11 protein-coding genes are annotated in these 11191 nt (G+C 44.3%); 7 read left to right on the top strand and 4 right to left on the bottom strand.

The genetic code is table 11. The annotated features are described in order from the left end of the window. Positions 1–635: 635 nt before the first annotated feature. Entirely contained in the window at positions 636–1097 is a 462-nt protein-coding gene (locus RIC07_RS18015; RefSeq protein ID WP_446395731.1) for a hypothetical protein, read from the bottom strand. 126 nt (positions 1098–1223) lie between these two features. Between RIC07_RS18015 and RIC07_RS18010 the strand changes: the two genes are divergently transcribed. Next, positions 1224–1433: a hypothetical protein gene (locus tag RIC07_RS18010; protein WP_446395730.1), complete on the top strand. Its 210-nt coding sequence runs from the start codon at positions 1224–1226 to the stop codon at positions 1431–1433. Between the two features lie 108 nt (positions 1434–1541). Here RIC07_RS18010 and cas6 read toward each other — a convergent pair whose 3' ends face one another. The 3 genes from cas6 to RIC07_RS17995 all read right to left on the bottom strand — a co-directional run bounded on the left by cas6 (position 1542) and on the right by RIC07_RS17995 (position 3715). Next, on the bottom strand, positions 1542–2666 hold the full coding sequence (gene cas6, locus RIC07_RS18005) for a CRISPR-associated endoribonuclease Cas6 (protein ID WP_446395729.1): 1125 nt from the start codon (positions 2664–2666) through the stop codon (positions 1542–1544). Positions 2667–2858: 192 nt separating this feature from the next. Then, positions 2859–3308 carry an Imm30 family immunity protein gene (locus tag RIC07_RS18000; protein WP_446395728.1) on the bottom strand — a complete coding sequence of 150 codons (450 nt, stop codon included), beginning with the start codon at positions 3306–3308 and terminating at the stop codon, positions 2859–2861. Further along, complete coding sequence (locus RIC07_RS17995; protein WP_446357464.1) at positions 3308–3715, bottom strand: hypothetical protein; 408 nt, start codon at positions 3713–3715, stop codon at positions 3308–3310. Before RIC07_RS17995 ends, RIC07_RS18000 begins: the two co-directional genes overlap by 1 nt. Before the next feature lie 684 nt (positions 3716–4399). Between RIC07_RS17995 and crn3 the strand changes: the two genes are divergently transcribed. From crn3 to RIC07_RS17965, 6 genes are all read left to right on the top strand, one after another. Beyond that, positions 4400–4738, top strand: coding sequence for a CRISPR-associated ring nuclease Crn3/Csx3 (gene crn3, locus RIC07_RS17990; protein WP_446395727.1), 339 nt, complete (start codon positions 4400–4402; stop codon positions 4736–4738). A gap of 302 nt (positions 4739–5040) precedes the next feature. Then, complete coding sequence (gene cas10 / locus RIC07_RS17985; RefSeq protein ID WP_446395726.1) at positions 5041–7500, top strand: type III-B CRISPR-associated protein Cas10/Cmr2; 2460 nt, start codon at positions 5041–5043, stop codon at positions 7498–7500. Further along, positions 7497–8228 carry an RAMP superfamily CRISPR-associated protein gene (locus tag RIC07_RS17980; RefSeq protein WP_446395725.1) on the top strand — a complete coding sequence of 244 codons (732 nt, stop codon included), beginning with the start codon at positions 7497–7499 and terminating at the stop codon, positions 8226–8228. The genes cas10 and RIC07_RS17980 overlap by 4 nt, the downstream gene beginning before the upstream one ends. Beyond that, positions 8225–9442 (top strand): type III-D CRISPR-associated RAMP protein Csx10, encoded by a 1218-nt coding sequence (gene csx10 / locus RIC07_RS17975; RefSeq protein WP_446395724.1) that lies wholly within the window; start codon positions 8225–8227, stop codon positions 9440–9442. Before RIC07_RS17980 ends, csx10 begins: the two co-directional genes overlap by 4 nt. Beyond that, positions 9439–9846 carry a hypothetical protein gene (locus RIC07_RS17970; protein WP_446395723.1) on the top strand — a complete coding sequence of 136 codons (408 nt, stop codon included), beginning with the start codon at positions 9439–9441 and terminating at the stop codon, positions 9844–9846. The genes csx10 and RIC07_RS17970 overlap by 4 nt, the downstream gene beginning before the upstream one ends. Positions 9847–9999: 153 nt before the next feature. Next, complete coding sequence (locus RIC07_RS17965) at positions 10000–11121, top strand: putative CRISPR-associated protein (RefSeq protein WP_446395722.1); 1122 nt, start codon at positions 10000–10002, stop codon at positions 11119–11121. The last annotated feature ends 70 nt before the right edge of the window (positions 11122–11191 follow it).

The following is an 11191-nucleotide window of genomic DNA, read 5'->3' as shown; positions in this document are numbered from 1 at the left end:
CCCGTTAAAACGGGTTAAAACGATTACCCGGTTTTTTAGCTTGAGGTTATCGGCATAGTTGGGAATTTTTGGCTGAGATTGTCCCGGTAAGGTTGAAGTTTTTACGTTATTGTCTCCTTGATAAATTTGATAATTGAGCCAAGAACTAAAGTTCTGGCTTAAAGCTTAAACCCGTTAAAACGGGTTAAAACGATTACTCGTTTTTTTAGCTTGAGGTTATCGGAATAGTTGGGAATTTTTGGCTGAGATTGTCCTGGTAAGGTTGAAGTTTTTACGTTATTGTCTCCTTGATTAATGTGATAATTGAGCCAAGAACTAAAGTTCTGGCTTAAAGCTTAAACCCGTTAAAACGGGTTAAAACGATTACCCGGTTTTTTAGCTTGAGGTTTCGGAAGGTTATGTCTTGGCGTTTGAGGTTGTAGGTTGGGTTTCGACTTCGCTCAACCCAACAGAATAGAGGGCTAAAAGTTTTACTACAAGCCGGATATCCTGTAGGGTGGGCACTGCCCACCAGCATACCAGTCAGTGACATTTCTCTTCAGTCAGTATCATTCAGGTTAGGATACATTGAATCACTGATACGAAAAGGTAGCCGTAATAATCATTTGGTTTTCTGCTTGTTGCTCGATCAACGATTAACGTATAACCATCATGTCCAAAATTCGACCGACGGCTAAGCCACTAAAAGCTAGGGTGACTAAAAACCAAAAGGCTTGAGTGTTTTTCAATCCGGTGGCTTGGATCGGTTGTTTGGCAAAGGCTACACCAAAGGCTAGAATTATGCCTAAAAGCCAGATAAAAAATAAGGCAATGACTAACAGTTGAAAATTGAAACGTAGGCTGGGGGGGTACGCCCTGGCTAGGGTGCCGATCCAGACAACGCCAACTACCCAAGTTATGGCTAATGCGATCGCGCTTTTGCCTCGCCAAGCTAAGTGTACGGTGACGGCTTGGGTTCCTAGCCAAATTAGCGCCGGGGCTTGATAAAGGGATAATAACCAACCGGCTACGGTGTATCCGATGAGGAGACTGATTAGATGTAGCCCCAGTAGGGATTGTCCGTATTCGATTCTTGGTGTAGACAGTTTTTGCATCATTCGGGGAATCTCATGCTTTGTCTTTTGTCCTTCTTAGATTCAGGATTCCCGTTTTTTTGGCGAAACTCACAACATCGGAAAGGTTTGGGGCTGAAGGGGTGACAAGCTAAGTCAAAGGTAGGCAGGGTGTGGGGTGTCGGGTGTCGGGTGTCGGGTGTGGGGTGTGGGGTGTCGGGTGTCGGGTGTCGGGTGTCGGGTGTGGGGTGTGGGGTGTCGGGTGTCGGGTGTGGGGGGCGGAAGTGCAGAGTTCATTTATCGGTGGGGAGGGCGGGTTTTGTTGTTCCGTTATCCATGGGGAGGGCGGGTTTTGTTGTTCCGTTAGTGGTGACTAGCTGAATTGATTCCCTAAACCCGCCCCTACAATTATGGCTAAACCCGCCCCTACAATTGTGCCTAAACCCGCCCCTACAATTGTGCCTAAATCCGCCCCTACACAAATACTTGTTATCTGTCATTGTTCAAGATGGCACGACGGGCTAATTTGGCGTAAGTTTTGACGGTTTGGTAACGCATCTCTAGATCATCTGCGATCGCCTGTAAGGATTCGCCCATTTCTCGTCGTGCTAAGATGGTTGCCCAGGTTTCGGCGATGTCTTGCGCCCGATTTCCCCCTTGGCGCTGGCGTTGGGCGAGAAATTGTTGGGTTAATTCGCTGATGCGTTCGGCTAATAGGGTTTCCATCGACGGGAGGGCGGTGGTTTCGGGGGATAACCAGCCTAGGCGAGTTTGTCCCAAACCAAAGGGGGTTTTGTGTCCGGTGCCGCAGTAGGGCGCAAATTGGGCTAAGGTATGGAATAATTGGCTAAATTCTGGGTGTTGGGTTGCACCTGAGTCCAGTCCTAACGCGATCGCACCTGTGAATCCGGTGACGACTCCTTTCTTTCCCGCTGCGACTTTCATCGATTCTAAACGGTGACGCTGAATCACCACATTTTCGTCTACCCAGTCTAAAAAGGCGGTTTGATCAAAGGGTTGATCAGAAAAATCATTCCAGCGCCGCAAATAGCTGTGGAAGAGATTCCTGGGAACCGGTAAAGGGAAATGGTGTCCCTTGCGGCGAAAGCTGGTGGGGGTGAGGAAGCTGAGGGTTAGGGATGGGGATGGCGTAGGGATTGGGGTGAATAAGTTAGGATAAGTGGTTGGTGCTAAAGCAATGTGCCAACGGCTAATCTTGAGGACAGCACCGCGTAACTTAATCATATCTGGCAGGTGATGAACCCATTCGGCTAGCCATTGGGTTAGGGGTTGGTAAAGGGCGGTGATGTACCAACGGTAGGTTGTATCGGGTTTGAGTTTGAGGGTTTTTCCAGAGGTGAGGAAGTCTCCGTCTAAGCGGGAGAGGGTGAAGGGTTTCTCGGATTGACCATCATGGAGATAGGCGGAGAGTTCGGGGTTAGTTTGGCGAACTTGATCTAAGAACCAGGCGTGAAGTCCGACGGTGTATTGAGTATAGAGGGAGTCTGGGGCGTTGGGAGTTAATTCTAAGACAAGTCCGACTAATTCTGTATCCGGCGCCCAGGGATGGCGGGATGGAGGGGGTTGGGTTTGGCGGCGTTTGCGGGGTGCCATGATGGGGTGAATGCCGGATTTTTAAGGGGTTGCTCCTAATATAAGTAGGTGGGGACAATTAAAGTTAACGGTGGAGATCGTCATTCGTCATTTGTCATTCGTCATTTGTAAGGGTTTGATGGTTGTTTACATAAGTTAACATGATTGAGTTTATTTCCACCAACCTACTTATATAGGGTAGACTTAGTTATCTCAAACCTGTTTCATTAACTCCCCTGGCGAATTCAGATCGGTTAAATGACGAGTAGCGCTGTCTTCAAGCAATTGACGGATAAAATTTGGATGTTGTGAGTTAACCGAATGTAACAACTCTCGATACAACCGACAAGCCGAATCATCATTCAAAATCCGAGTATGGATGATTCTCGCCCAATCTTGAGCCAACCCGATTAACTGAGGCGCCACAGTAATAAATGCTTGAAGCTGTTGCTGTAAATCAAAGGATTCTAGAAAATGAAGCAGACTAAACATGACCTCTGGCTGTTCACAGCGATCATCGAACATGAGATGTAAGATGGGTAAATCCTCGGTTTGAGGATGCTTTGCCAGTTCAGCTAACGCCGTTTCAAAGGCGATCACCTCTTGGCGCGATCGCATCAATTTATTAGCCTCTAAGACACGAATCCAATTGGTTTGTGACATCAGCTATTTTCTCCCTGCTCAAAAATACCCTGCCAAGCTAACTTATTGAACTGGATAATATCCTGTAAGCTGCGTCTAATTTCTGGCGTATAAAGTCCCTGACGCCAATAAATTGATCGCGCATCTCTAATCTCTCTAGCCAGAGCCTGCCTAGGCGAAAGACTTAAATCAGGAGATTGTCCATAAGAGATAGTTTGACGATGACGACCTCCTTGACCGGGCAAAGGATGTTCCATCATCATAGCAATGCCCATTCCTCTAGTGTAGCCAGGAACCTTTGCTGCCATAAAAGCATTAGAAGGAATGTGGTGAGGTGTTAGATTATCCCCTCTACGTCCAGTTTTAAGTAAGTCAGCATAGCGTCCAACCGCACCTTCTCCTGGTAGTAATCCCTCTCTATTTGACAAGGTTACACCCCTATTCTCCCTGTAATCCCCGAAAATAAAAAGGTTATCATCTTTTTACCGAATCCGTGCGATCGCCTTCCTCTATTCCTCCGCTTATCCAGCATACCGGGTAAATTTTTCAAGTTGTAGGGTGGGCATTGCCCACCTTACTGATACCAGAGTTTTCATCCCCTTTGGGGGAAGTGAGTTTGTCAAGCTACTAACTCCGCTAAGCCTGCGGATGTCTAGGTCTTGCTGTAGGGTGAAATTGTTTCAATCCCCTTGCGGGGAGTAAGTTAGCGGAAACCCCGCCATCTAAAACGCTTACAGAGAGAGGATTCTACAGAGGATTTTGACGGGACTCTTTTTTAGCCTCATTTCAGCCCCGCTTATTGAAACCAATTCGCAATTACGGCACATTCTCAAACGCTGAAACTATTTAATTGTCAAGGTTCTGGAGTTTTTGACGGGAGTCCCGGAAAATCGACCCCGCTTTTAGCCGTCAAAAATGAATTCTTATATACTATAACCCGATGCTCTGAATCATAGCAAGATATCTGACTCACTTGCCCAAGGGAATCCCGACACCAACTCAACTCTCCCCGACGCCAACCCCCTTGTCTCTATAGTCCCTTACTTGTGCTGGAAAAGGGTCTTTCCCAGGGGGTGCTACATTAGCCTCGTACTCACAGAACGGCAAAAACCATGAACGCGATTCAACTTCAACTGCTTCCCAATCAAACCCAAACCGGTTTACCCTATCAACACCTGCATTTCCAGATTACAACAGATGACGGCATTATTTCCCCCCCAGACATTAAAGGAATCAAACTACCAGAAGGAATACCCTTCAACCAAGGTATCGTCATCGAAGGAAAAGGTCCGATTTGGCTGTACAGTTACCTAGTTCACGAATGTCATCCCGCCGCCTGGGTGGGATGTTATGACCCCCGTTTAGGCGTTGTCGTCGTCGCGACTCACACTCACGATGTTTCCGTGGGTGAAGTATTTCCCGTGGAATTACCCGCCGCACTGTCTCGGTAATCCAGCCATCTAGCGAGGGAGATCATCCGGTATTGAGGCTCAAACATCCGCCCCAAGTTCAAAGGACTGGCTGTCCATTAAAATAGACTTCAAACTGAATGTCACTGACTTAAGCCGAATGTTGCTGACTTAGGGCTTAGGCGGAATGCTGTTGATTTGGACGCCAGGACATCAATTTCTTATCTTTAAGCTCAAGTAAACTAAAGATTACTAGATACAAGGCTTTGAACCCGTTTTAACGGGTTTTAGCTTTGAGCCTGAACTTTAGTTCAGGGCTATAGTTCTTAAACGCAGGCTGAATTATGACCCATTCTCTACACCCCCTAACCATTGGAATCGCTTGGTGTCTCGCTTGGGGCGAGGGGCGTGAACCGCAGTTTGATTTGAGTATCTTGCAGCAAATGCGAGAAGCGCTGCGTCAAGGGAAAGATGTTCCAGATACAGAAGCACTAAAGTGCTTACTACAAACGGTGCGGCAACTACAAGAGATTTCCCAAGACTATTTTCCCGATAAAATTACTGATCTTCAGGATAACTATGCCAATTTGTGGGAGCAAACCACCCGAATCGGGTTAGTCTATGGCGGTGCAACAAAGATTAAAGGCTATGTATTTGAATCAGCCAAACTTCCCGAAATTCGGGGCGCATCGGCATTACTAGATCGAATTAATTTAATAGATTTACCTGCGTTTTTCAAATGTGAAGAATTGCCAGAGGACTTCCCCGAATGTTACCGAGCCAGACAATATTGCCAAAAGGTTAGGCGAGAGTTAAAACACAAAGATAAAACACTACACCCGTTATGGGACGCACTGATTCCTGAGTTAGTGATTTACTCAACCGGGGCTAACATTTTAGCCTTTTGCCCGACCGCCTTTGTCCCGGATTTAGTTAATTTAATTGAAAAACGCTATACAGAAGAAACCTTGACCGCTAATTCTTGTGCGGTAGGAGAAAGTTTCAGATTGCTGGAACTGCGATTTGGATTACTTGACCATCCGATTGAACAAACCAAATGGTTAGACTGGTATTTACAGGATAAGAAACGGCAAACCAGTCCGATTACAACCGCCTACTTTGGTCAACTAAAAAATGGTAAAAACTGGAAAGAGTTATTTAAAAATCGCAAGAACTTTAACGAAATAACCGGGAAACTGGCGGCTTTATTTCAGCAGCGACGCAACGGGAATAACATACCTGATAGCCAACGCCCCAGCCGTCGCTATCCGCCTATGTTTGAAACCCATCCTTATTTATTGCGGGATGACGTCGAACATCGCCTAGCTATTGCTCCTGGGAGTCGTCTTCCGGATGAACCTTGGTTTTCTGATGCTTTAGCCCGTAAGCGTATTGTTGGGCAACGAACGAAAGGGGAAGGGAGTCGCAGTCAGAAATGGTGGACAAAAAATTCGGATTGGAAATGGCAATTTGGTCAAGTTAAAACATTATGGAATTCAGGGTATCTGGAAAGCTGGGTGGTTAAATTTAGGCGTTTTATCGAAAAAAGTCACTATCGATATCGCTATTATCAAGACATCTCAAAACAGAAAATTGGCGAAGCGCGATCGCTCACCGAAATTGGCAATGCAGGAAATGGCTTTGTCGGCTATATTTATGCTGATGGCAATAACATAGGAGGTTATATTCAGAAAGAACTCAAAACCCCCCAAGATTGTCGCCGATTTAGCCGAGATATCTTTACCGCCACAGAAGAATCAGTGTACCACGCCCTGGGACAGCATCTTAACCCTCATCAATTAAATGGTTTAACTGGAGAAAACCGACATCGGAATGGCGCGATTATTTATCCGTTTGAAATCCTCACAATTGGTGGGGATGATGTCATGTTAATTGTGCCAGCCGATAAAGCACTGGCAATTGCTAAAACCATTGGCGAGGAGTTTGAGCGAATTCTTCTGGAAGGCGAAAAGATACAAGGGCGAGACGACTATGGAATTACTGATTCAGACATAATCTCACGTTCTCAAGACTGTCACAGATACCAAGGGAAGATATCTGTCACCCCTTCACGATGTAAACTGAGTATGTCAACGGGGGTTCTCATTACGGCTTATCAAACGCCCATTTATTATGCCGAGAATTTGACCAATCAATTACTTAAGTCAGCCAAGAAGAAGGCAAAGCAGTTAAAAAAAGACTATGGCTATCATGGCGGAACCGTTGACTTTCTCACTCTAAAATCAGTCACCATGATTTCCTCAAATATTGAATCCTTTCGCCAAGAGGGTTTAACCAAGCAGGAACAAGACAAAAGTAAACCAACCCTGAAACTCTATGGCGCCCCCTACACTCTACATGAACTCGGCGGATTGATAAAAACTGGGGAGAAACTAAAGCAGTCAGAATTTCCGCGATCGCAACTTTATCAAATCCGCAGTTTGTTAGAGCGAGGTAAATCTACAACGATGCTAAATTATCGATATTTCCGGGTGCGATTACAACCGGAACAACAAAAACTCTTGAAAGACTACTTTGAAGAAGCGTGGTGTAAAGCGATAACCAACGATGGCAACTTAGCCCCGTGGATGTTTGATCGCGATAGCATGATTGCCAATCTTATCGTGCTAATTTTATTGGAAACGTTTACACCGGAACTGTTTCGGTTACAGTATAGTCTCTTAAATTTACTCAAAAAATCAACTTATTATACTATTTGGCGAGAACTCATAGAACTCTATCCCTTCATTGAAGTGCAACCCGAATCAGTCTCTCAGACAACAACAATGATTAGTAACTCATGATTTACCTACAAGAATTACTATCTAATCCAGTCGAAACAATCTCCCTAACGGCTGTCATTCATACCGCTTTATGTGTGGGTGCAGGAGGTTCTTCGGGTTCTCTCGCCGATAAGCCAATTGTGCGTACTGCGGACAACAAACTTTTGATTCCTGCATCTCAACTTAAAGGGCGTTTGCGCCATGAATGTGAGAAATTAGCACGGGGATTAGGGTGGGCAATTTGTCAAGCCCCTAATCCTCAAACGATGTGTCCCCAACGTGCGGGTTTTCCTGAAGAGGAGGCGAGGCGTTTTCAACGAGACGAGGATTATCGAGTACCAGGAGATAACCGATATCATTGTTTAATTTGTCAGATATTTGGCAATCCCGCCTTACCGTCACGAGTCATCTTTGATGACTTAATTTGCCCAGAAAAACCGGACAATCTCCCGCCAGAGGTTCTCCGCCCGGGCGTGACGATTAACCGCCGTCGTCATACCGCCGAAGAGAAAAAACTCTACTTCCTAGAAACCTCACCCGCTAATGTTCAGCTTAAGTTTACTGGCGACATTCACCTGCAGCCTAATTATCCTTCTTATACCAAAGCCTTAATTTTAGCCGGATTACACCATATCAACGCCTTGGGGGGTTCTAAATCCACAGGATTGGGATGGCTGACGTGGGAAATTAAGGGGGTGTCAGTAGAGGAAAAGGATTGGCAAACCCTGTTACCAGGAGGTGGACAATGAAACAGATTCAACTAACCATTACCGCCTTGTCACCTCTAGCCATTGGGCGGAAAAAACCAGGGGGTTCAGTGAGTGAAGCGGGAGACTATATTCCCGGTTCGGTAATTCGGGGGGCGATTGCTTCCCAGATGATTCAACTGTCTCATCTAGATAATCCTGATTTAACGAAAACTGATAATGATTTTAAGGACGTATTTTTGCGGGAAAATGCGACAATTTTCCATAATGCCTATCCCGCCCCTACAAATAGCGATGAAGAAGTTAAGGTGTTACCTGCCACTGCCTTAAGTTCTAAAACCGATCCTGGATTTAAGCCGAAAGGATACGGCGTTTTTGATACTCTAATTGATCGTTTCTGTGCGGAAAGCTATGGGTATCCTTATGATCCAATATGTCCCAAAGATGGTGGACGAGTTGAACCCTATAGTGGGTTTTACAGCCAAAAGAATGAGCAACACTATCAAACTCATTCCGTCTCTAAGCGCCTGCTAACTCGTGTGGGCATTAATCGGCGTCGGGCAACAGCAGAAGAACAAGTTTTATATAGCATTGAGGTTCTGAATGAAACTCAGAATCAGCAACCCGTTGTTTACCGCAGTTCGATTCTAGTTGAAGATGATAACCTGGCTGATCAACTGACTCAATTTATCAATCTCAACTCCAGAAATTTCCGCCTAGGTGGTGCCATGTCGCGAGGCTTAGGTAAAGTGGAGATTCAGGGAACGGTGAGTTCAGTTAAGCAAACCGTGGAGTCCCGTATTTATCGGTTTAATCATGCTATCCAGAATCGTTGGCTTGAGTGGGGAAATCTCTTTGGCAATCGTCCACTAGAGAATCGGACTTACTTTACATTAGATTTGCAATCTGATGCAATTTTAACCGAAAACTGGCAACGCACTATGGTGATTTCCGAAGATATGCTAAAAGAGTTTGTTCAGTTAAGAGACTGTCCAGTCGATTTGCATGTTGCTTATAGCAGTTATGACTATAGTTCGGGCTGGAATTCGGCTTGGGGATTGATGAAGGATGTGGAGTTAATTACGAATAAAGGTAGCGTTTATTTATTTAGTACAATCAAAGAGAAGGAGAAAGATTGGATGGCGGCGTTAGAAAGGTTAGAGTTGAACGGAGTAGGCGATCGCACCTGCGAAGGGTTTGGTCAAGTGCAAGTGTGTAATGATTTTCATACTATAGTTTGGGAGGAGGCTGTATGAATCTACAAGAACAACAAGTTGAACTTCAGGTACAAAAAGGAATTCGCCAAGCTGAGGATGATTTAGTCCTCTGGATTCAAGCGGCGTTAGATACAACTAAGTATGGCAATTTAGAAGAGTCTCAATTTCGTAATTTAGTCCGTGTTGCTGATACAACGGATAGTGCGGAAGTGATCAAGAATTTTATTCGCTATCAAGTCGGTCGAGATAAAAAATGGGGGAGAGGGAAAGGTTCGCTAGCTGAGAAAATTATTCAAGATATCGATGGCAATATTAAAAAAATTGCTCAGAGTATTGCTGAAGCCTCTCAAGGTGAGGTAAAGAAAATTTGGTTAGAATTAATTCGTCGTTATTTGGGGTATGGTTCTCGTCATCTCAAGTATTTAAAAGAGGGTTTAGATTGATAATTGGATGCCACTCAGCTTCAAGTATGTTTTACTGAACCAATAATCAGGAGGTATACAGTTATGCTTATATAGGAAATAGTCTGGAAGTAACTCAAAGACAAGACAAACTACTCTAGTTGTGCATCGATTGAATTGGATGATTTGAGACAAATGGTTAAAACAGTTATATGTTCTGTGGGGATTAGCGCTGCAAGAAAAGTTTCAGGAGTTAAACCACGAGATTTGACAAATTGGGTTAAACAGCAATCTAGTATAGAAGATGCTGCTGAAAGCATATTTTCGACTTTCCGTGATATCCGTCCAGAGGGAGAAAGCTTAAAAAATGAATTATCTGCTGAAATTCATTCTCTGGTTCGGATTGGTATCACGGATAGGGATAGAATAATTCTGCTGGCTTCAAGTACAGAGGATGGGTATTGTTGTGCTATTGCAGTTAAAAAATATTTGCATCATTACTGGAATAATTTAGAGGTACAAATAAAACAAGTTCAAGGCTTGCAAGTTTTAGATGCTGAACTATTCCGGACAACGGGGGTTGTTGAATTTGTCGGACATATTATCAAGGAAATTGATGACTATGGGGCAAGTAATATTATCCTGAATCCAACTGGAGGATATAAGGCACTGGTTCCTTACACTGTTTTAGTCGGGATGTTAAAAGGAGTTAAGTGTGATTACATTTTTGAGCAGTCCACTAAATTTCTAGAATTACCGCCACTTCCGGTAGAATTCATCCGTTCGTCATTTGAAGCTCATAAAGGTTTATTTGAAAAAATTGAAGACAAAACAGCTATTACTCAAGCCGAATGGGAAAAGAATATCTCTTATGATGAAAGAGAAAGGTTGAAGTCGCTCTTTGAATTTATTGATGGACAAGTTAGTCTGTCTGCTATCGGTATCTTATTCCTTGATGAGATACGTAGACCTTCTGTTTTGGTTCCCTTTCTTTCTCAAAAAGCGATTAAAGATTATTTTGAGAATATTAGACAACTTGATAACTGTGATCTATTTCGCTTTCTGTTGCGAGTAGCGGCTTCTAAGGAGACTTTTGATCAAAAAGAACATATTAATGTTGGGAATGGATTACGCTGGCTCAAACCTGGGAGAACCACCGACCGTTATTTGGTCTCTGTGGAAGGTTGGCGTCTGTTGGTGTGGAGGGCAATCCGTGAGGATCAAGAAGGTGCAAATTATGCTAGTAAAATTACAGTTAATCCTGTGACGCAACGACGTTCTTATTCTCCTTTCATGCGTATGGATTTCGTAGATTAAGTAGGGTGGTCATTGCCCACCAAGCTTATTAAGTTTAAGCCGGAAATTAAGCAAAATTAAGAGAGTTTGT

The sequence above is a fragment of the Coleofasciculus sp. E1-EBD-02 genome (genome assembly GCF_040218245.1).
Taxonomy (GTDB): Bacteria; Cyanobacteriota; Cyanobacteriia; order Cyanobacteriales; family Coleofasciculaceae; genus Coleofasciculus.
Note: the sequence above shows the minus strand (reverse complement) of the source record. Positions and strands in the feature narration are given on the sequence as shown.